We start from the raw sequence: 19,928 nt of genomic DNA on the forward strand, positions 1-19,928 counted from the left end.
ACAAAGATATAACCGGAATTCGATGTTACCGCACGGATGGCGCATTCCTGCGCTCAGGCAACAAATACGGGCGAAAAAAATCGGGGACGATGACGCGCCTCGCGCTGGTGCATGCGCGGGCGGGAAAGGCGGGGAAACGAAGGCCCGCGCGAACGGCGGGCCCGAGTCAGGCGAAGTGACGCAGCGCTCAGACCGCCGCTTCGTTTTCCTCGCCGGTGCGGATGCGGATCACGCGCTCGACATCGGCGACGAAGATCTTGCCGTCGCCGATCTTGCCGGTGCGCGCGGCGCCGATGATCGCATCGATGACCTGATCGGTTTGATCGTTCGCGACGACGACTTCGATCTTCACCTTCGGCAGGAAGTCGACCACATACTCTGCACCACGGTAAAGCTCAGTGTGCCCCTTTTGACGGCCAAAGCCCTTCACTTCAGTGACCGTGAGACCGGTGAGGCCCACTTCCGCGAGCGCTTCGCGAACTTCGTCGAGCTTGAACGGTTTGATGACGGCGGTGATGCGTTTCATGGCGTGCCTCGCGTAAATATCGATTCAAGGGATTCGAGAAAATGTCGTGTCCCGCGCGGGACAGATGTTTTCGATTCTAGCCGCGTTTCATCGAGCAAGCGTCCGCTATGTGCACGAGATGACCGGATAAACGCGCGATATCACTCGTTCGCGGGGACGCGTTCGAGGTCCGCGAGCCACACCGTCGCCTGTCCGTCGCTCGGCGCGCGCCAGTCGCCGCGCGGAGAAAGCGAGCCGCCCGAGCCGACCTTCGGCGCGTTCGGTATGCATGAGCGCTTGAACTGGCTCGTGCGAAAGAATCGATCCAGAAAGATCCGCAGATTCTTGCGGATCTCGCCGAGGTCGTATTGATTCCGCGTAACCGTCGGGCCCTCCGGCCACGCGCCCGCATCGCGATCGCGCCACGCATGCAGCGCGAGAAACGCGACCTTGGATGGTGCAAAGCCGAAGCGCAGCGTGTAGTACAGATTGAAGTCCTGCAATTCGTATGGGCCGATGACGCTCTCCGTCTTCTGCTCCACCACGCCGCTCGTCTTGCCGGGAATGAGTTCCGGGCTGATGTCGGTGCTCAGGATGTTTTCGAGCACATCGGTGCCGTTGCCGCCGATCTGCCCCGACTCCGCGACCCAGCGCACCAGATGCGTGATCAAGGTCTTCGGCACGCTCGCGTTGACGTTGTAGTGCGACATGTGATCGCCCACTCCGTAGGTGCACCAACCAAGTGCCAGCTCGCTCAGATCGCCCGTGCCGATGACGATCGCGTTGTTGAAATTCGCCAGCCTGAACAGATGGCTCGTACGCTCGCCGGCCTGAACGTTCTCGTAGGTGATGTCGTACTGCTCGGCGCCGGTGCTGTGCGGATGGCCGATGTCGGAGAGCATCTGGACGCAGCTCGGCCGGATGTCGATCTCGCTCGCCGTGCAGCCGACGACCTCCATCAGCTCGCGCGCCTGCCTGAGCGTGCGGTCGCTGGTGGCGAAACCCGGCATCGTGTACGCGAGGATGTTCGAGCGCGGCAGGCCGAGACGGTCCATCGCTTTCGCGCACACGAGCAGTGCATGCGTCGAGTCGAGCCCGCCCGATATGCCGATGACGACCTTCGACATGCCCGACGATTGCAGCCGTTGCAAGAGCGCCTGCACCTGAATGTTGTAGACCTCGTTGCAGCGTTCGTCGCGGCGCGCGGCGTCGGCAGGCACGTAAGGGAAGCGCGCGACGCGACGTTCGAGCGGCAGCTTTCCCTCGGCCGGAATCGGCAGCGGGAACGCGATCACGTCGAACTGCGCGACTTCCTCTGCGTGCCGATGCGTTGAGCGGCCGAAGGTGGTTTGCCGCATGCGCTCGCGCGAGAGCCGTTCGAGATCGATATCGGCGTAAATGAGGTGCGAACGATCCGAGAAACGCGCGGACTCCGCGAGCAGTTCGCCGTTTTCGTAGATGAGGCCCTGCCCGTCCCAGGCGAGGTCCGTGGACGACTCGCCATTGCCCGCCGACGTGTACAGATACGCCGCGACACAACGCGCGGACTGCTGCCCGACGAGCTGATGCCGATACGCCGACTTGCCGACGACGATATTCGACGCCGACAGATTCACGAGCACGGTCGCGCCCGCGAGCGCCGCGAACGACGACGGGGGAATCGGCACCCACACGTCCTCGCAGATTTCGACGTGGAAGCGAAAGAGCGGCAAATCCTCGATCTGGAACAGCAGCGACGCGCCGAACGGCACGTCCTGACCGCAGAGCCTGACCGTGTTCGTGACGGCGGCATCGGCGGGGCTGAACTGGCGCGCCTCGTAGAACTCGCCATAGTTCGGCAGATAGCTCTTCGGCACGACGCCGCGGATGAATCCTCCGGCGATGACGATCGCGCAGTTGAAGAGCTTGTGCTCGGCCCGGACCGGCGCGCCGACGATCATCGCGATATTCACTCGCTTCGACGCGTCCAGAATGTCTTGCAGCGCCTCTTCGCAGGCGTCGAGCAAGGCGCGCTGATGAAACAGGTCGTCGCACGTATAGGCGGACACGCCAAGTTCGGGAAACGCGACGAGCACCGCTCCGTGCGCCGCGGCCTCGTTCGCCAGTTCGATCGTCTGCGCCGCGTTGAATGCGGGATCGGCCACCTTGCACGACGGCACGCCGACCGCGACGCGCGCGAAGTCGTGGCTGTAAAGATTGAAGAAGTCTCTGCTCATGGTCGACATGGATGTGCGCGCGTTTGCGGCGAAAGCGATGCGATTGAAACCGTGCGAAAAGCCCTGAGGATTATCGCACTTCAGCCTTTCTTCCTGAACGGCGTATGCGCTTCGAGCTCCACGATATGCTGATCCATCGCCTCGGTTTCGGCATCGAGAAATTCGGCGATGGCGTGCGCGAAACGCTGATCCGCGATCCAGTGCGCGGACCATGTGGGCGTCGGCAGAAGTCCGCGCGACATCTTGTGCACGCCCTGCGCGCCGCCCTCGAAACGCGCGAGTCCATGCTCGATGCAATACGCGATGCCCTGCATGTAGCACGTCTCGAAGTGCAGCCCCGAGATGAACTCGCGCGTGCCCCAGTAACGCCCATACATCGTGTCGCCGCCGATCATGTTGAGCGCGCACGCGAGGCGCTCGCCGTCGGCTTCGGCGATCACGACCAGCATGCTGTCGGGCGCATCGGCGTGAATCCGGCCGAAGAATTCGCGCGACAGATACGGCGCATTCCAGTGCTCGCGATACGTGTTGTCGTAGCAGTCGTAGAAGAAATCGAGCGCGCCCTGATCGATCTGCGCGCCGCGCAGCCACGTATACGTGACGCCCGCGTCCTTCACGCGCCGCCGGTCCTGCTTAACCTTCTTGCGCTTGTCGTGACTCATGGTCGCGAGAAAGGCGTCGAAACCTTCGTAGCCCTCGCCGGGCAGATTCTCCCAATGAAACTGCACGCCTTCGCGCAGCATGTAGCCCGCGTCCGTCAGCGCCTCGACATCCTGCGCGTGCGGAAACAGCACATGCAGCGAAGAGAGTTCCAGCCTTCGCGTCAGTTCGATCGCGCCGCGCGCGAGCAGCACGCGATCTTCATGATGCGCGGCGATGAGGCGCGGACCCGTCACCGGCGAGAACGGCACGGCGGACAGCGCCTTCGGGTAATAGCGCACGCCGTGGCGCTCGAAGGCGTCGGCCCATGCGTGATCGAACACGTACTCGCCGCGCGAATGCGACTTCAGATACAACGGCATCGCGCCGGCGAACTCGCCGCCGCGCTTCAATATCAGATGATGCGCGCGCCAGCCGGTGCGCTTCACCGCGCACTCCGTCTCCTGCAACGCCGACAGAAACGCATGACGCACGAACGGGTTATCGCCGGCGAGCCGGTTCCAGTCTTCGGCTGGAATCTCGGTGAGCGCATCGACCACATGAATTTCGACTTCGCGATTCAACAGGCTACCTCGCTGAAATATCGATGAGCGCATGCGACGCAATGCGCGCGCCCGAAAGCGGCTATTCTCGCGCAACTCGCCATGGCACGCCGAAGCGCCCAAAAGCGCCCCAACGCGGTGCTTTCAGCGATAATGCGCGGCAACTCACCTCTTACCCGCCGATGCCCTGGTTCCTCTACCTCATCGAATGCGCCGACGGCAGCCTCTACACCGGCATCGCGACGGACGTCGAAGCGCGCTTCTCCGCGCACGCGAGCGGCAAGGGCGCGCGCTATACGCGCGCGAAAAAGCCTTTGCGCGTGCTGGCGTCGTTCGAACTGGAGGGGAAATCGGCGGCGTTGCGCGCCGAGTATCGCGTGAAGCGTCTGAGCGCGCCGCAGAAACGCGCGCTGATCGCGGGAGAGCGATCGATCGAATCAGTGTTGCCCCGGACCGAGGCAAGCGAAGCGCAGGAAAACGCCGCCGCGCTGCGAGCAACGCGACGGCGCCTGGTAGTGGCGCGAATTACTTCTTGTAGTTCGCGGCGCCTTCCGTGATTTCCTTGTGCGCGGCCTCGATGCCCGTCCAGCCCTCGACCTTCACCCACTTGCCTTTTTCGAGCGACTTGTAGTTCTCGAAGAAGTGCTTGATCTGGTCCTTCAGGTATTCAGGCACGTCGTCGATCGACTTGAGGTTCGCCGTCATCGGGCAAATCTTGTCGTGCGGCACGGCGACGAGCTTCGCGTCAACGCCCGATTCATCCGTCATCTGCAGCATGCCGAGCGCGCGCGCACGCACGACCGAGCCGGCGAGCAGCGGGAACGGCGTGATGACGAGCACGTCGACCGGATCGCCGTCGCCCGACAGCGTCTGCGGAATGAAGCCGTAGTTGGCCGGATAGCGCATGCCGGTGCCGATGAAGCGGTCGACCACGAGCAGGCCCATGTCCTTGTCCGCTTCGTATTTGACCGGATCGCTCTGCGCGGGAATCTCGATGATGACGTTGAAGTCTTGCGGGAGATCTTTGCCGGGAGGTACGTTGTTGAAGCTCATGAGCGCTCTCTGGAGAAGTTGAGTCGGAGATGGAATCGCACGGGCGGACGATACGCTGGAGAACCGCCGCGGCGCGCGCGCGTGAAGGCGCGTGACTGCGTCATTATAGCCAAACGCGTTTGCCCGCCCGCCACCGCCGGCGCGCGCCGGGCGTTGGCGCGATAATCGAAAGCGGCATCGGTTTCCGGCAACAGAGCACCCGATTTCAGGAGACGTGCATGGAAGACGCGAAGCATTTCATCAACAACCGCTGGGTCGCGCCATCGGGCGGCGAGACGATCCCGGTGGTCGATCCCTCCGACGGCCAGATCTTCGCGCAGATCGCGCGCGGTACGGCGGGCGATGTCGACCGCGCGGTCGCCGCCGCGCGCGCCGCCTTCGAAGGCGACTGGGGCGCGATGAGCGCAGCCGAACGCGGACGCATCCTCGCGCGCCTGTCGATGCTGATCGCCGCGTGCCACGAGGACATCGCGCAGGTCGAGGCGCGCGACACCGGCAAGCCGCTCAAGCAGGCGCGCGCCGACGTAACCGGCATCGCGCGCTATTTCGAGTTCTACGCGGGCGCTGCCGACAAGCTGCACGGCGAAACCCTGCCCTATCAAACCGGCTTCACGGTGCTCACGATCCGCGAGCCGCACGGCGTCACGGGCCACATCGTGCCGTGGAACTATCCGCTGCAGATTTTCGGGCGCAGCGTTGGAGCTGCGCTCGCGACCGGCAACGCATGCGTCGTGAAACCGGCGGAGGACGCGTGCCTGTCGCTGCTGCGCGTCGCCGAACTGGCGGCGGAAGCCGGCCTGCCCGATGGCGCGCTCAACATCGTCACCGGCTACGGGCACGAAGCGGGCGCGGCGCTCGCGCGGCACGCGGGCATCGATCACATCTCGTTTACCGGCTCGCCCGCGACCGGCGCCGCTGTCACCAAGATGGCCGCCGACAACCACGTGCCCGTCACGCTCGAACTCGGCGGCAAGTCGCCGCAGATCGTGTTCGCCGATGCCGATCTCGACGCCGCGCTGCCCGTGCTAGTCGCCGCGATCGTGCAGAACGCCGGGCAGACGTGCTCGGCGGGCAGCCGCGTGCTGATCGAGCGCGCGGCGTACGAGCCTTTGCTGGACCGGCTCGCGCAGGCGTTCGCGGCGCTGAGGGTCGGCCCGAGCAAGCTCGATCTCGACTGCGGCCCGCTCATCAGCGCGAAGCAGCAGCAGCGCGTGTGGGACTTCCTGTCCGATGCGCAGCACGACGGCATCCCGATGGCCGCGCACGGCGAAGTCGTCGGCGATGCGCCGGAGGCCGGCTTCTATCAGGCGCCCACGTTGCTGCGCGACGTCCCGCCGACGCACCGCCTCGCGCGCGAGGAAGTGTTCGGCCCGGTGCTCGCCGCAATGCCCTTCGACGGCGAAGCCGACGCGCTCCGGCTCGCCAACGGCACCGACTACGGGCTGGTCGCGGGCATCTGGACCCGCGACGGCGCGCGGCAGATGCGCCTCGCGCGGCGCGTGCGCTCGGGGCAGGTGTTCATCAACAACTACGGCGCGGGCGGCGGCATCGAGTTGCCGTTCGGCGGCGTGAAACATTCGGGACACGGGCGCGAGAAAGGCTTCGAGGCGCTATACGGCTTCACGACGCTGAAGACGATCGCCATCAAACACGGCTAAATAACGGAGACAGGCATGCGACTGCAAGGCAAAACCGTGATCGTGACGGGTGGCGGCTCGGGCTTCGGCGAAGGCATCGCGAAGACGTTTGCGCGCGAAGGCGCGAACGTCGTCGTCAACGATCTCAATGGCCCGGCGGCCGAGCGCGTGGCGAGCGAAATCGCGCTCGCGTCGTCGCCGGAAGTGAAGCACGGCCGCGCGATCGCCGTGGCGGGCGACGTCACGAAGCGCGCCGACTGGCAAACGCTCTTCGATGCGGCCATCCAGGACTTCGGCAGCGTGCAGGTCGTCGTCAACAATGCGGGCACGACGCACCGTAACAAGCGGGTGCTCGACGTGACCGAGGCCGAATTCGACCGCGTCTACGCGGTGAACGTGAAGAGCATCTACTGGAGCGTCGAGCAGTTCGTGCCGTATTTTCGCGAGCAAGGCGGCGGCGCGTTCATCAACATTGCATCGACGGCGGGCGTGCGGCCGCGTCCGGGACTCGTCTGGTACAACGGCAGCAAGGCGGCGGTGATCATCGCGAGCAAGGCGCTCGCGGTCGAGCTGGGCGCGGATCGTATCCGCGTGAACTGCATCAATCCGGTGATGGGCGAAACCGCCCTGCTCACCGAATTCATGGGCATGGACGACACGCCCGAAAACCGCCGCAAATTCCTCGCGACGATTCCGCTCGGCCGCCTTTCGACGCCGCAGGACGTCGCCAACGCCGCGCTCTATCTCGCCTCCGACGATGCCGAGTTCATCACCGGCGTCGCGCTCGAAGTGGACGGCGGGCGGTGCGTCTGAGCGATGCCGGCGCACGCCGCGCGACGAATGCGGCGTGCGCTTAAACATCGGTGCTTTCCCTAGCCATAACAGGCGTTTGACGTCGATGCCGAAGGGCTAGAATCCTTACGCGTCTGTAATCGCGAGCGGGCCCATCCGCCGGACGCCGTGTGCAAAAAAACCAGAGGAGACGAGCAACATGGCCAGCACCGCCAATCCCATGCCCCGCCCCGGCGCGGGCGCACCATCGGCCTTCGAGGAGGCCACTTATCGCAAGGTCGCGTGGCGGCTTTCGCCGCTTCTATTGATCTGCTACATCGTTGCGTATCTGGACCGGGTGAATGTCGGCTTCGCCAAGCTGCAGATGGCCGCGGACCTGCAACTGTCGGACGCCGTGTATGGCTTCGGCGCGGGCATTTTCTTTTTCGGCTACTTCATCTTCGAGATACCGAGCAACATCATCCTGCATCGCGTGGGTGCGCGCGTGTGGATCGCGCGCATCATGATCTCGTGGGGCATCATCTCCGCGCTCACGATGTTCGTCACCACGCCGACGATGTTCTACGTGATGCGCTTTCTGCTCGGCGCGGCGGAAGCGGGCTTTTTCCCCGGCATCATTCTGTATCTGACGTACTGGTTTCCGGCGCGCCGGCGCGGGCGCATGACGACGCTCTTCATGACCGCGATCGCGCTGTCGGGTCTGATCGGCGGCCCGGTGTCGGGCTGGATCATGAAGAGCTTCGACGGCGTGCATGGCTGGCACGGCTGGCAATGGCTGCTGTTGCTGGAGGGCATTCCTTCGGTGATCGTCGGTCTGGTCGTGCTTGCGATGCTCGATGACCGCATTTCGCGGGCGAAGTGGCTCACGCAGGAAGAGCGCGAACTGCTCGAACGCAACATCGCGACGGATAACGTCGCGAAGGAAGACATGCCGCTCGGCAAGATCCTGTCGAGCCCGAAGGTGTGGCTGATGAGCCTCATCTACTTCTCGTTCGTGATGGGGCTGTACGGCGTGAGCTTCTGGCTGCCGACGATCATCAAGTCGATGGGCGTGTCCGATGCGTTGCAGGTCGGTTTGCTGTCGGCGATTCCGTATGGCGCGGCGGTGGTCGGCATGCTGTACGCGGCGCGCAGCGCGGATCGCAGCGGCGAGCGGCGCTGGCATATTGCGATTCCGGCGTTCATCGGGTCGATCGGGCTGGTGTTGTCGGTGGTGTGGTCGTCGAATACGACGCTCGCGATGGTCGGGCTCACGCTTGCCACTACGGGGATTCTCACCACGCTGCCGCTATTCTGGAGTCTGCCGACGGCGTTTCTCGCCGGCACCGGCGCGGCGGCCGGCATCGCCATGATCAATTCGCTTGGGAATCTTGCGGGGTTTCTGAGTCCTTATCTCGTCGGGTGGCTCAAGCAGGCTACCGGGTCTAACGCCAGTGGCATGTACATGCTTGCGGGCTTCCTGGTGCTCGGTGCACTGCTTGCGCTTAGCGTGCCGGCGCGGATGGTGAATCGTTAAGGCGTTCTGCATCACCGCTTTGGTTCGCGTCGCGCGTCGACAAAAAACGCGAGCGAACCAAAGCAAGGCACACTTCACCCGTTACGGTCGCGACAAAATAAATAGAAGCACACGCGCACCGCAACGATGCACGCTACTTCGCGCTTGCACCAAAACCCCGCCGCGAAGCGAATATCTGCCTCAGTAAAAATTCCCCCAGACAGGCATCAAACCCGCGCCATTCGGGCATTTCACCCCCATTGGCATAACCCTTGCAGAACGATGCGAGCAATCGTCATTGCTCAAACAAACACATCGGCAAGGGGAACACTCATCATGAAACGACGCAGTCTGCTGAAGTTCGGCTCCATGTCGGGCGCACTCGCCCTCGCGGGTCAGCTCCCGATCACGAAGGCGCAAGCCGCCGATACGGGTCCGATCAAGGTCGGCATCCTGCACTCGCTGTCGGGCACGATGGCGATCTCCGAGACGTCGCTGAAAGACACGGCGCTCATGACCATCGCCGATATCAACAAGAGCGGCGGCGTGATGGGCCGACAACTCCAGCCCGTGGTCGTCGATCCGGCCTCGAACTGGCCGCTCTTCGCCGAGAAAGCGCGCCAGCTTCTCACGCAGGACAAGTGCGCGGTCGTGTTCGGCTGCTGGACGTCCGTCTCGCGCAAGTCGGTGCTGCCGGTCTTCGAGGAACTCAACGGCCTGCTGTTCTACCCCGTGCAATACGAAGGCGAAGAGATGTCGCGCAACGTGTTCTACACGGGCGCAGCGCCGAATCAGCAGGCGATCCCCGCCGTCGAATATCTGATGGGACCGGAAGGCGGCAGCGCCAAGCGCTTCTTCCTGCTCGGCACCGACTACGTGTATCCGCGCACGACCAACAAGATCCTGCGCGCCTTCCTCCACTCCAAGGGCGTCAAGGATGCGGACATTCAAGAGGTCTACACACCATTCGGACATAGCGACTATCAAACCATCGTCGCGAACATCAAGACCTTTGCCCAAGGGGGAAAGACGACTGTCATCTCTACGATCAACGGCGATTCCAACGTACCGTTCTACAAGGAACTCGGCAACCAGGGCCTGAAGGCGACCGACGTGCCCGTCGTCGCGTTCTCGGTCGGTGAGGAAGAGCTGCGCGGCATCGATACCAAGCCGCTCGTCGGCCACCTCGCCGCATGGAACTACTTCATGTCGGTGAAGAACACCAACAACTCGAAGTTCGAGAAGGAATTCTTCGAGTACGTGAAGGCGCAGAACCTGCCGGGCGGCGACAAGCGCGTCACCAACGATCCGATGGAAGCGACCTTCGTCGGCATCCATATGTGGAAGCAGGCCGTCGAAAAGGCCAAGAGCGCCGATGTCGACAAGGTCCGCACCGCGATGATCGGCCAGACCTTCGCCGCGCCCTCGGGATTCACGCTGTCGATGGACGGCAATCACCATCTGCACAAGCCGGTGATGATCGGTGAAATTCGCGGCGACGGGCAGTTCAACGTCGTGTGGAAGACCAAGACCGCGGTGCGCGCGCAACCGTGGAGCCCGTATATCGCGGGCAATCAGGGCAAGCCGGATATCGTCAGCTCCATTCCCGCGTTCCTGCGCCGTCAGCGCGTGCAGCTCGCGTGATCCAGTGATGGTTTGAAGCAGTGAGGCCGCGCGCTCGTTCGTGATTCGCGCGGCCGTCCATGTCTCATCAGAAAGGCCATCATGACTGGTTCCTTGATGCGGGTCCTGCTCGCGCTCCTCATCGCGATTGCGCCGTTCAGCGCCCGCGCGCTCACCAACGACGATCTCGCGCCGCTCGCCGGCGACGACTTCGACGCCAAATCCGCCACCATCGACAAGCTCATCGCGAACGCCGACGCGCCTTCGGTCGCCGTGCTCACCGCGTTGTCCGATGGCTCGCTCGTCGCGACCGACAACGGCCACGTCTACATCCAGGCCGACGACGTCAACAAGGACCCGCTCACCGGCAAGACCGTCGAAGCGCCGGATGCGCAGCAGATCACGCTCTCCAACACCTTGCGCTCGAAAGTGGCGGGCGCGTTGTCGGGCTTGCAGCTCGCTTCCGCCGATACCGCGAAACGCCGCGACGCGATTGCAGCGCTCCTGAAGAACCCGGACGCAGCGATGAAGCCGATGATCGACCGCGCCCGCGCCATCGAAAAGGATCCCGACATGAAGAAGCGCCTCGACACGCTCTGGGCGATGACCGCGCTGCACGATCCCGACGTCGGCAAGCGCCTCGAAGCAGCGCAACTCGTGGCCGCGCGGCATGACCTCGACATGTACGAGCTGCTACGCCCGATCGTCGCGAAGAAAGCCGATGGCACCTTCAACGAGCCCGACGAGCGCGTGCGCAATGCGGCGCAGGAAGGTCTCTACGCGCTCGATTCGATTCAACGCCGCAGCGAAATCTTCGGCACGCTGTTCGCGGGCCTGTCGCTGGGCAGCGTGCTGTTGCTCGCGGCGCTCGGCCTCGCGATCACGTATGGCCTGATCGGCGTCATCAACATGGCGCACGGCGAATTCCTGATGATCGGCGCGTACGCGACGTATGTCGTGCAGAACCTCGTGCAGCACTACGCGCCCGGCGCGTTCAACTGGTATCCGTTGTTCGCGGTGCCCGCATCGTTCATCGCGGCGGCGCTGGTCGGCATCGTGCTGGAAAGACTCGTGCTGAAGCATCTCTATGGACGTCCGCTCGAAACGCTGCTGACGACCTTCGGCATCAGCCTCATCCTCATTCAGGCGACGCGCACGCTGTTCGGCGCGCAGAACGTGCAGGTGACGAATCCTTCGTGGATGAGCGGCGGCGTCGCGGTGATGCAGAACCTGATCCTGCCGTACAACCGTCTGACGATCCTCGCGTTCTCGGTCGCGGTCGTGCTGATCGCGTGGGCCGTGCTCACCAAGACGCGTCTGGGCCTCTTCGTGCGCGCGGTGACGCAGAACCGCCGCATGGCAGCGTGCGTCGGCGTGAAGACCGCGCGTGTCGATTCGTATGCGTTCGCGTTCGGCGCGGGCATCGCGGGACTCGGCGGCTGCGCGCTCTCGCAGATCGGCAACGTCGGACCGGATCTCGGCCAGAGCTACATCATCGATTCGTTCATGGCGGTGGTGCTCGGCGGCGTCGGTCAGCTCGCGGGCACGGTGATCGGCGGCTTCGGGCTCGGGCTCGTCAGCAAGGCGGTCGAGCCGTTCTGGGGCGCGGTGCTCGCGAAGATCGCGGTGCTCGTGCTCATCGTGTTGTTCATCCAGAAGCGGCCGCAGGGCATGTTCGCCCTGAAGGGCCGCAGCGCGGAGGCCTGAGCCATGACCGCCTCGACCAATATCGGCGCGAATCTCGACGTCGCGCCGCAACCCGATGCAGCCGCCGCGCGCGCGGGCTTCGCGCTCGGCCTTCCGCCGCGCGCAGCGCTCCTGCCGCGCAACGGCTGGCTCGCGCTGATCGCGCTCATCATCGCGATGGGCATCTTCGTGCCGGTCAGCGCACTGGTGCTGCCGGAGACGAGCACGTTCCATCTGTCGGCCTACGCGATGACGCTGACGGCCAAGCTCATGTGCTACGCGATCGGCGCGCTCGCGCTCGATCTCGTGTGGGGCTACTGCGGCATCCTGAGCCTCGGCCACGCGCTTTTCTTCGCGCTCGGCGGCTACGCGATGGGCATGTACCTGATGCGCTCGATCGGCCGCGAGGGCGTGTACAAGAGCGACCTGCCCGACTTCATGGTGTTTCTCGACTGGCACAAGCTGCCGTGGTACTGGGAAGGCACCGAGCATCTCTGGTATGCGTTGCTGCTCGTCGTGCTCGTGCCCGGCGTGCTCGCGTGGGTGTTCGGCTTCTTCACGTTCCGCTCGCGCGTGAAGGGCGTGTATCTGTCCATCATCACGCAGGCGATGACCTTCGCCGCGATGCTGCTCTTCTATCGCAACGAGACCGGCTTCGGCGGCAACAACGGCTTTACGGACTTCAAGCGCATCGCGGGCTTCGCCGTCACGCATCCGGGCACGCGCACCGCGTTGTTCCTGATCACCTTCGCGGTGCTCGTGCTGGCGTTTCTCGCGGCGCGCTGGATCGTCACGTCGAAACTCGGGCGCGTCGTGACCGGCGTGCGCGATGGCGAAACGCGTCTGATGTTCCTCGGTTACAGCCCGCTCGCGTACAAGCTTTTCATCTGGACCGTGTCGGCGGTGCTGTGCGGCATCGCGGGCGCGCTGTATGTGCCGCAGGTGGGCATCATCAATCCGAACGAGATGTCGCCGGCGAACTCGATCGAAATGGCGATCTGGGTCGCGGTCGGCGGACGCGGCACGTTGATCGGTCCGATCATCGGCGCGTTCGCGGTGAACGGCGCAAAGAGCTTTTTCACGGCGTATTTCGCGGAGTACTGGCTGTTCTTCCTCGGCCTGATCTTTACGCTCGTGCCCTTGCTGTTGCCCAACGGCATCATGGGTCTGATCGAACTCGCGCGCCGCAAAAAGACCGCAGGAGACGCAGCAGAATGACCGCACATAACGCACTGATCGTCGATCTGCCGCCGATGCCACCGCTCGACGAGCGCATCGGCCTGAACAGCGTCGCGGGCCTGGGGCATGTGCTCGCGCCCGGCGAGATCGACATATCGCACGGCACGATTCTCTATCTCGAAGACGTGACCGTGAGCTTCGACGGCTTTCGCGCGTTGAACAAGCTGACGCTTTCCATCGACGTGGGCGAATTGCGCTGCGTGATCGGCCCGAACGGCGCGGGCAAGACCACCATGATGGATGTCATCACGGGCAAGACGCGGCCCGATGCGGGCAAGGTCTTTCTCGGGCAGACGCTCGATCTCGCGCGCATGTCGGAGCCGGTGATCGCGCGCACGGGCATCGGTCGCAAATTTCAGAAGCCGACTGTGTTCGAGAATCATCCTGTGTGGGAGAACCTCGAACTCGCGATGAAGACCGACAAGCGGTGGTTCGCATCGTTGCGTGCGCGGCTGGATGGGCAGGCGCAGGCGCGCATCGAAGAGACACTGGAGCTGATTCGCCTGCAGCATCAGGCGACGCGGCTTGCGGGCGAGCTTTCGCATGGGCAGAAGCAGCGGCTCGAGATCGGCATGTTGCTGATGCAGCAGCCTTCCCTTCTGCTTCTCGATGAACCCGCCGCCGGGATGACCGATCACGAAACCATGGAGTTGGCGGAGCTTTTGAACAAGCTCAGGGGTTCGTGTTCGATGATGGTCGTCGAGCATGATATGGAGTTTGTTGCTGCGCTTGCTGGTGTGAATGGGAAGGTTACTGTGATGGCTGAAGGGAGTGTTCTTGCTGAAGGCTCGTTGGATGACGTCAAACGGGACGAGGCCGTTATTGAGTCTTATCTTGGGCGTTGATGGTTTTTTTTGGGGCTTTCATGGAATCCTGATTTCGTGTCGGTCTATTGGCACTGCCCCTGTGCGGGGCGGCAGTCACTTTCTTTGCTGCTGCAAAGAAAGTAACCAAAGAAAGCAGCTCGACACGCCCGCGGTCACACGCAATTTGGGTGTTCTTCTCGTTGTTCGTGGCCTCTGTAGCGAGTGCCCTCACAGGCCTAATCGGGCTTGGACCGCGCACGGTCTGACAAGCCATAACTTTTGGCGCGCTGGTTCAGCACGAAAGAGTTCCGGCACAGCGCTACGCGCTGCCGTTGGGTCTGCAAGGGAAACCGACGAGAAATGAGAAACGCAGAAACACACGCAGACCCGATTGACCGGTCGGCCGCGAAGCGGGCTGGAGCCCTTTCGTGCTGAACCAGTCTGTTCCCTGGTGCGATGTGGCAGACCGTGCGCGGTCCAAGCCGGATGTGGCCTATAAGGGCACTCGCTACTGAGCCCACCGCATCTGGCAAGCATGGCCAAACTGCGTGTGACCGCGGGCCGTGACCTAGCTGCTTTCTTTGGTTACTTTCTTTGCAGCAGCAAAGAAAGTGACCCCCGCCCCGGGGAGGGGCAGTGCCAATAGACCGACACGAACTCAGGATTCCATAGAAGCCCAACTCAAGCAGAGAAAAGCAAATGCTGGAAGTCGAAAACCTGAACCAATACTACGGCGGCAGCCACATCCTCCGCGATGTGAAAATGACCGTCCCCGACGGCACGCTAACCGTGCTCCTCGGGCGCAACGGCGTCGGCAAAACGACGCTCCTGCGCTGCCTGATGGGCGTCGTCCCAACCAAAAGCGGCACCATCAACTGGCGCGGCAACAAGATCTCGTCGATGCCCACTCACGCGCGCGTCGCGAGCGGCCTCGCCTACGTCCCGCAAGGACGCGACATCTTCGGCCGTCTCACCGTAGAAGAAAATTTGCTGGTCGGCGCGGCGAGCCGCAAGTCGCCATCAAAAATCCCCGACCACATCTACGCGCTCTTCCCGGTCCTCAAGGACATGAAAAACCGCCGTGGCGGCGATCTCTCCGGCGGTCAGCAGCAACAACTGGCCATCGGCCGCGCGCTAATGAGCGAGCCGCAACTGCTCATCCTCGATGAGCCGACCGAAGGCATCCAGCCCTCGATCATCCGCGACATCGGCCGCACGTTACGACAGCTCGTCGATGAAATGGGCATGACGGTGCTGCTCGTCGAGCAGTATTACGACTTCGCCCGCGAGCTCGCCGACCGCTACTGGGTCATGAGCCGCGGTGAAATCGTCGCGGGCGGCACCGGCGCGGAAATGGACGCTCATGGAGTGCGCGAGCTGATCGCCGTATGATGCAGGCTCAGCTCTGAAACGCACCGCTCATGCTCCACGAATCCCATGCAACGCTGCTCGATCCGAACATCTGGCGCGGCTCGCTCGAACTCGGCTACGCGCGTCAGCACGGCCGCACGGTCTGCGTTCATCGCAAGCATGAAGGCCCCTTGCGATTGCAACGGCCGCTCTATCCCGAAGGCGATATCTGTCATTCGGTGATCGTGCATCCACCGGGCGGCGTGGCGGGCGGCGATCGCCTGTTCATCGACGTCCGCCTGCAAGAGCACACGCACGCCGTCATCACGACGCCCGGCGCGACCAAGTGGTACAAGGCCAACGGCAAGCTCGCGACGCAGCGCATCGACATCGGTCTCGCGGCGCACGCGAAGCTCGACTGGCTGCCGCAGAACAATATCGTGTTCGAATCGTCGAACGTCGAGCTTGAATTCGATCTCACGCTCGATGAAGGCGCGAGCGCCATCGGCTGGGACGCGATGCTGCTCGGCCGCGCCGCCGCCGGCGAAAAATGGACGCAAGGGCATATCAAGGCGACCTCGCGTATCGCGCGCCGCGACGGCACGACGCTCTGGTTCGAGCGCACCCTGCTCGATGCAGCCGATCCGCTACGCGATGGCGCGCAAGGGCTCGCAGGCTTCCCCGCCTACGGCACGCTCTGGGCGATCGGCCCCGCTTGCGACGATGCGCTCGCCGAAGCCCTCACCGCGCAACTGCCCTTCGACGATGAACTGCGCGCGGGCGCATCGTGCGTTGCGCCGGGCGTGCTGATCGTGCGCGCAATCAGCCGCTCGATGGAGCCGCTGCAACGCGCACTCACCGATTGCTGGACGCAGCTGCGCCCGCTCGTGCATGGCGTCGATGCGCGGCCGCTGCGGTTGTGGACTACCTAGTACGCACCAGCGCGGCGCATCCGGCTGCACATCGGTTGTGCGTGTCGCTCGACACGGAACCGGCAAACGCAGACGGCACAACGGGGAAGCATCGATGGCACGACTCTCGCTTTAAGCCTCGGCTCAAGAACCGCGCTTTCCAACGCGGCCGCTCAAGACCGAAGGATCATCGATGCTCACTACGTTCTCCCGCGCGCGACGCACCGCACTCGTCGCGCTGCTGCTTTCTCTCGCGCCCTTCGCCGCGCACGCCGACGCGCTCGACACCATCGCGAAGAACGGCACGCTGCGCGTGGCCGTGCCCGAGGACTATCCGCCCTTCGGCTCGGTCGGCGCGGACATGAAGCCGCAAGGCTACGACGTCGACATGGCCGCGCTGCTCGCGAAGTCGATGAACGTGAAACTCGAACTCGTGCCCGTCAACAGCGCGAACCGCATTCCGTATCTCACGACCAACAAGGTCGATCTCGTGATCTCGTCGCTCGGCAAGACGCCGGAACGCGAGAAGGTGCTCGATTTCTCGACGCCATATGCGCCCTACTTTCAGGGCGTGTTCGGCCCCGCCGACATCAAGGTGAGCAATCCCGCCGATCTCACCGGCAAGACCGTCGGCGCGACGCGCGGCGCGCTCGAAGAAATCGCGCTGTCGCAGATGGCGCCGAACGCCACCATCAAGCGCTTCGAGGACAACAACGCGACCATCTCCGCGTTTCTCTCGGGACAGGTGCAACTGATCGCGGCGGGCAATATCGTCGCGGCGGCGATCCTCGCGAAGAATCCGCCGCGCCGCCCGGAAGCGAAGTTCATCATCAAGGATTCGCCGTGCTTCGTCGGCATGAACAAGAACGAGCCGCGCCTGATGGCCAAGGTCGATGACACCATCGCGCAGGCGAAGAAGGACGGCACGCTCAACACGATGTCGAAGAAGTGGTTCAGTCAGCCGCTGCCCGCGAGCCTTTGATCGAGAGCACGGCATCGTATGGCCTATGAACTCCACTTCGCCGATCTCGCGCAATACGCGGGCATGTTCGCGAGCGGCGCAGCGACGACGCTTGCACTGACCGCCGTCGCGACGACGCTCGGCGTAACGGTCGGCGTGCTCGGCGCAGCGGCGCGCGGCAGCCGGCATGCATGGGCGAGCGCGATCGTCGGCGGCTATGTCGAGGCGGTCCGCAACACGCCGTTCATCGTGCAACTGTTCTTCGTGTTCTTCGGCCTGCCCGCGCTCGGCATTCACCTGAGCGAATACGTCGCGGCGATTCTCGCGATGACGCTGAACCTCGGCGCGTATTCGGTCGAGATCATCCGCGCGGGCATCGGCGCGGTGCCGAAGGGACATCACGAAGCGGCGGCCTCGCTTGCGATGTCGCGCGGCGAGACGTTTCGCCATGTCGTGCTGCCGCAGGCGCTCGCGAAGGTGTTTCCCGCGCTCACGAGCCAGATCGTCATCACGATGCTCGGCTCGGCGGTCGTATCGCAGATCTCGGTGCCGGACCTCACCTATGCCGCGAGCTATATCCAGTCACGCAACTTCCGCGCGTTCGAGACGTTCTTCTTCATCACGGCCGCGTATCTCGCGATGGCGCTCGTACTGCGCACCGCGTTGAACGCCGTGGGCAAGCGCTTCCTGATGAACAACCGGAGCGGTGCGCGATGATCGAATTCACCCTCGCGCAGATCTTCGAGAACCTGCTGCTCGCGGCGCGCTGGACCGTCGTGCTGTCGATCGTGTCGTTCGTGCTGGGCGGCGTCGTCGGCTTTGCGCTGCTCGTGATGCGCGTGTCGAAATCGCATGTGCTGAGCACGCTCGTCAAAGGCTATATCCAGATCTTTCAGGGCACGCCTTTGCTGATGCAACTGTTCCTCGTGTTCTTCGGCTTGCCCCTGCTCGGCATCGATGTATCGCCCTGGCTCGCCGCGACGGTCGGTCTCACGCTCTTCACCAGCGCCTATCTCGCGGAGATCTGGCGCGGCGCGGTCGAAGCGGTGCCGCAGGGACAGTGGGAAGCGTCCTCGTCGCTGGCGATGAGCTACTTCGAGCAGTTGCGGCACGTGATCCTGCCGCAGGCGACGCGCATCGCGGTCGGTCCGACGGTCGGCTTCGCGGTGCAGGCGGTGAAGGACACGGCGCTCGTATCGATCATCGGCTTCACCGAACTCACGAAGGCCGGCACGATGATTTCGAATGCAACGTTCCGGCCGTTCCTCGTATATGGCCTCGTCGCCGTCATCTACTTCCTGCTTTGCTATCCATTGACGCGTTATGCACGCACGCTCGAAAGGAAATGGAATGCCGCTCGTTGAAACACGCAATCTTCAAAAGCAGTTTGGCGCGAATCAGGTGCTGAAGGGAATCGATTTTTCGGTCGAGCGCGGCCAGGTCGTGTCGATCATCGGACGCAGCGGCTCGGGCAAGAGCACCTTGCTGCGCACGTTGAACGGACTGGAAAGCATCGACGAAGGCTCGATCGAAATCGACGGCGAACATGTCGATGCGCGTCATGCGGACTTGCGCGCGCTGCGCCTCAAGGTCGGCATGGTGTTTCAGCAGTACAACCTATTTCCGCATCTCACCGCCGGCGAGAACGTGATGCTCGCGCAGACCGTCGTCAGGAAGATCCACAAGGCGAAGGCGCGCGCGACCGCGCATACGGTGCTGGAGCGCGTCGGTCTCGGCGACAAGTTCGACGCGTATCCCGATCAGCTTTCCGGCGGACAGCAGCAACGCGTGGCGATCGCGCGCGCACTGGCGATGAAGCCGACCGTATTGCTCTGCGACGAGATCACGTCGGCGCTCGATCCCGAACTCGTCGGCGAAGTGCTTGCAGTCGTCGAAGACCTCGCGCGTGATGGCATGACGCTCATCATGGTCACGCACGAAATGCGCTTCGCGCGCCGCGTGAGCGACAAGGTCGTGTTCATGCATCAGGGACGCGTGTGGGAATCGGGCGCGCCGGAAGCGATTTTCGAGCGGCCATCGACCGTCGAACTGCAGCGCTTCATCCAGTGAAATGCAAGCTCGCCGAAAGCCCATCCGATGCTAGCATTGCAAGGCCCGAAACGCCTTTCTCCGTAAAAGAAGCTCATGAAACTCACGCCCAGAGAAAAGGACAAGCTGCTGATCTTCACAGCGGCATTGCTCGCCGAACGCCGCCGTGCGCGCGGCCTCAAGCTCAATCATCCGGAAGCCGTCGCGTTCATATCGGCGGCATTGATGGAAGCGGCGCGCGACGGCAAGACCGTCGCCGAAGTCATGCACTACGGCACCACGCTCCTCACGCGCGACGATGTGATGGAAGGCGTGCCCGAGATGATCCCCGATATCCAGATCGAAGCGACCTTCCCCGATGGCACGAAGCTCGTGACGGTTCATCATCCGATCCCTTAAGAAC

The 19,928-nt window shown here is 63.5% G+C and carries 19 protein-coding genes; 15 read left to right on the forward strand and 4 right to left on the reverse strand.

Annotation, left to right across the window (positions count from 1 at the left end; all coding sequences use genetic code 11):
• Nucleotides 1-187 precede the first annotated feature (187 nt).
• The 3 genes from glnK to NK8_RS10600 all read right to left on the reverse strand — a co-directional run bounded on the left by glnK (nt 188) and on the right by NK8_RS10600 (nt 3,944).
• Entirely contained in the window at nt 188-526 is a 339-nt protein-coding gene (glnK, locus tag NK8_RS10590) for a P-II family nitrogen regulator (protein WP_061179489.1), read from the reverse strand.
• Nucleotides 527-666: 140 nt separating this feature from the next.
• A complete protein-coding gene (locus tag NK8_RS10595; RefSeq protein ID WP_213228602.1) occupies nt 667-2,721 on the reverse strand; it encodes an NAD(+) synthase in 2,055 nt (684 codons plus the stop codon).
• Nucleotides 2,722-2,801: 80 nt separating this feature from the next.
• Nucleotides 2,802-3,944 carry a GNAT family N-acetyltransferase gene (locus NK8_RS10600; protein ID WP_213226289.1) on the reverse strand — a complete coding sequence of 381 codons (1,143 nt, stop codon included), beginning with the start codon at nt 3,942-3,944 and terminating at the stop codon, nt 2,802-2,804.
• Nucleotides 3,945-4,105: 161 nt separating this feature from the next.
• Between NK8_RS10600 and NK8_RS10605 the strand changes: the two genes are divergently transcribed.
• Nucleotides 4,106-4,480: a GIY-YIG nuclease family protein gene (locus tag NK8_RS10605; protein WP_213226290.1), complete on the forward strand. Its 375-nt coding sequence runs from the start codon at nt 4,106-4,108 to the stop codon at nt 4,478-4,480.
• Here the strand turns inward: NK8_RS10605 and ppa are convergent.
• Nucleotides 4,449-4,976: an inorganic diphosphatase gene (ppa, locus tag NK8_RS10610; RefSeq protein WP_213226291.1), complete on the reverse strand. Its 528-nt coding sequence runs from the start codon at nt 4,974-4,976 to the stop codon at nt 4,449-4,451. The two genes, NK8_RS10605 and ppa, sit on opposite strands and share 32 nt — an antisense overlap.
• Nucleotides 4,977-5,194: 218 nt before the next feature.
• Between ppa and NK8_RS10615 the strand changes: the two genes are divergently transcribed.
• From NK8_RS10615 to NK8_RS10680, 14 genes are all read left to right on the forward strand, one after another.
• The gene (locus NK8_RS10615; protein WP_213226292.1) at nt 5,195-6,634 is read left to right on the forward strand and encodes an aldehyde dehydrogenase family protein; all 1,440 of its coding nucleotides are present in this window, start codon (nt 5,195-5,197) and stop codon (nt 6,632-6,634) included.
• A gap of 15 nt (nt 6,635-6,649) precedes the next feature.
• Complete coding sequence (locus NK8_RS10620) at nt 6,650-7,426, forward strand: SDR family oxidoreductase (RefSeq protein WP_213226293.1); 777 nt, start codon at nt 6,650-6,652, stop codon at nt 7,424-7,426.
• 178 nt (nt 7,427-7,604) lie between these two features.
• Nucleotides 7,605-8,921, forward strand: coding sequence for an MFS transporter (locus tag NK8_RS10625; protein WP_213226294.1), 1,317 nt, complete (start codon nt 7,605-7,607; stop codon nt 8,919-8,921).
• Nucleotides 8,922-9,236: 315 nt separating this feature from the next.
• Nucleotides 9,237-10,544 carry an urea ABC transporter substrate-binding protein gene (gene urtA, locus NK8_RS10630; protein ID WP_162066149.1) on the forward strand — a complete coding sequence of 436 codons (1,308 nt, stop codon included), beginning with the start codon at nt 9,237-9,239 and terminating at the stop codon, nt 10,542-10,544.
• Nucleotides 10,545-10,625: 81 nt separating this feature from the next.
• Nucleotides 10,626-12,230: an urea ABC transporter permease subunit UrtB gene (gene urtB / locus NK8_RS10635; protein ID WP_213226295.1), complete on the forward strand. Its 1,605-nt coding sequence runs from the start codon at nt 10,626-10,628 to the stop codon at nt 12,228-12,230.
• Nucleotides 12,231-12,233: 3 nt separating this feature from the next.
• Complete coding sequence (gene urtC / locus NK8_RS10640) at nt 12,234-13,427, forward strand: urea ABC transporter permease subunit UrtC (RefSeq protein WP_213226296.1); 1,194 nt, start codon at nt 12,234-12,236, stop codon at nt 13,425-13,427.
• Nucleotides 13,428-13,462: 35 nt separating this feature from the next.
• Nucleotides 13,463-14,293: an urea ABC transporter ATP-binding protein UrtD gene (gene urtD / locus NK8_RS10645; RefSeq protein ID WP_213228604.1), complete on the forward strand. Its 831-nt coding sequence runs from the start codon at nt 13,463-13,465 to the stop codon at nt 14,291-14,293.
• Between the two features lie 660 nt (nt 14,294-14,953).
• The gene (gene urtE / locus NK8_RS10650) at nt 14,954-15,646 is read left to right on the forward strand and encodes an urea ABC transporter ATP-binding subunit UrtE (protein ID WP_162066152.1); all 693 of its coding nucleotides are present in this window, start codon (nt 14,954-14,956) and stop codon (nt 15,644-15,646) included.
• Nucleotides 15,647-15,675: 29 nt separating this feature from the next.
• Nucleotides 15,676-16,536 carry an urease accessory protein UreD gene (locus tag NK8_RS10655; RefSeq protein ID WP_213226297.1) on the forward strand — a complete coding sequence of 287 codons (861 nt, stop codon included), beginning with the start codon at nt 15,676-15,678 and terminating at the stop codon, nt 16,534-16,536.
• A 172-nt stretch (nt 16,537-16,708) separates the two neighbouring features.
• A complete protein-coding gene (locus tag NK8_RS10660; protein WP_162066154.1) occupies nt 16,709-17,497 on the forward strand; it encodes a transporter substrate-binding domain-containing protein in 789 nt (262 codons plus the stop codon).
• Between the two features lie 18 nt (nt 17,498-17,515).
• On the forward strand, nt 17,516-18,193 hold the full coding sequence (locus NK8_RS10665; protein ID WP_162066155.1) for an amino acid ABC transporter permease: 678 nt from the start codon (nt 17,516-17,518) through the stop codon (nt 18,191-18,193).
• Complete coding sequence (locus NK8_RS10670; protein WP_213226298.1) at nt 18,190-18,840, forward strand: amino acid ABC transporter permease; 651 nt, start codon at nt 18,190-18,192, stop codon at nt 18,838-18,840. The genes NK8_RS10665 and NK8_RS10670 overlap by 4 nt, the downstream gene beginning before the upstream one ends.
• Nucleotides 18,827-19,546, forward strand: a complete 720-nt coding sequence (locus NK8_RS10675; RefSeq protein WP_162066157.1) for an amino acid ABC transporter ATP-binding protein — start codon at nt 18,827-18,829, stop codon at nt 19,544-19,546. The genes NK8_RS10670 and NK8_RS10675 overlap by 14 nt, the downstream gene beginning before the upstream one ends.
• A 75-nt stretch (nt 19,547-19,621) precedes the next feature.
• A complete protein-coding gene (locus NK8_RS10680; protein ID WP_008342482.1) occupies nt 19,622-19,924 on the forward strand; it encodes an urease subunit gamma in 303 nt (100 codons plus the stop codon).
• Nucleotides 19,925-19,928: the final 4 nt, after the last annotated feature.

Origin of the sequence: Caballeronia sp. NK8 (assembly GCF_018408855.1) — a bacterium.
GTDB lineage: Bacteria > Pseudomonadota > Gammaproteobacteria > Burkholderiales > Burkholderiaceae > Caballeronia.

What these genes read in the sequence shown, in the direction of transcription:
- glnK (WP_061179489.1), bottom strand. Translation starts at nt 526, where the DNA reads ATGAAACGCATCACCGCCGTCATCAAACCGTTCAAGCTCGACGAAGTT.
- NK8_RS10595 (WP_213228602.1), bottom strand. Translation starts at nt 2,721, where the DNA reads ATGAGCAGAGACTTCTTCAATCTTTACAGCCACGACTTCGCGCGCGTC.
- NK8_RS10605 (WP_213226290.1), top strand. Translation starts at nt 4,106, where the DNA reads ATGCCCTGGTTCCTCTACCTCATCGAATGCGCCGACGGCAGCCTCTAC.
- ppa (WP_213226291.1), bottom strand. Translation starts at nt 4,976, where the DNA reads ATGAGCTTCAACAACGTACCTCCCGGCAAAGATCTCCCGCAAGACTTC.
- NK8_RS10615 (WP_213226292.1), top strand. Translation starts at nt 5,195, where the DNA reads ATGGAAGACGCGAAGCATTTCATCAACAACCGCTGGGTCGCGCCATCG.
- NK8_RS10620 (WP_213226293.1), top strand. Translation starts at nt 6,650, where the DNA reads ATGCGACTGCAAGGCAAAACCGTGATCGTGACGGGTGGCGGCTCGGGC.
- NK8_RS10625 (WP_213226294.1), top strand. Translation starts at nt 7,605, where the DNA reads ATGGCCAGCACCGCCAATCCCATGCCCCGCCCCGGCGCGGGCGCACCA.
- urtA (WP_162066149.1), top strand. Translation starts at nt 9,237, where the DNA reads ATGAAACGACGCAGTCTGCTGAAGTTCGGCTCCATGTCGGGCGCACTC.
- urtB (WP_213226295.1), top strand. Translation starts at nt 10,626, where the DNA reads ATGACTGGTTCCTTGATGCGGGTCCTGCTCGCGCTCCTCATCGCGATT.
- urtC (WP_213226296.1), top strand. Translation starts at nt 12,234, where the DNA reads ATGACCGCCTCGACCAATATCGGCGCGAATCTCGACGTCGCGCCGCAA.
- urtD (WP_213228604.1), top strand. Translation starts at nt 13,463, where the DNA reads ATGCCACCGCTCGACGAGCGCATCGGCCTGAACAGCGTCGCGGGCCTG.
- urtE (WP_162066152.1), top strand. Translation starts at nt 14,954, where the DNA reads ATGCTGGAAGTCGAAAACCTGAACCAATACTACGGCGGCAGCCACATC.
- NK8_RS10655 (WP_213226297.1), top strand. Translation starts at nt 15,676, where the DNA reads ATGCTCCACGAATCCCATGCAACGCTGCTCGATCCGAACATCTGGCGC.
- NK8_RS10660 (WP_162066154.1), top strand. Translation starts at nt 16,709, where the DNA reads ATGCTCACTACGTTCTCCCGCGCGCGACGCACCGCACTCGTCGCGCTG.
- NK8_RS10665 (WP_162066155.1), top strand. Translation starts at nt 17,516, where the DNA reads ATGGCCTATGAACTCCACTTCGCCGATCTCGCGCAATACGCGGGCATG.
- NK8_RS10670 (WP_213226298.1), top strand. Translation starts at nt 18,190, where the DNA reads ATGATCGAATTCACCCTCGCGCAGATCTTCGAGAACCTGCTGCTCGCG.
- NK8_RS10675 (WP_162066157.1), top strand. Translation starts at nt 18,827, where the DNA reads ATGCCGCTCGTTGAAACACGCAATCTTCAAAAGCAGTTTGGCGCGAAT.
- NK8_RS10680 (WP_008342482.1), top strand. Translation starts at nt 19,622, where the DNA reads ATGAAACTCACGCCCAGAGAAAAGGACAAGCTGCTGATCTTCACAGCG.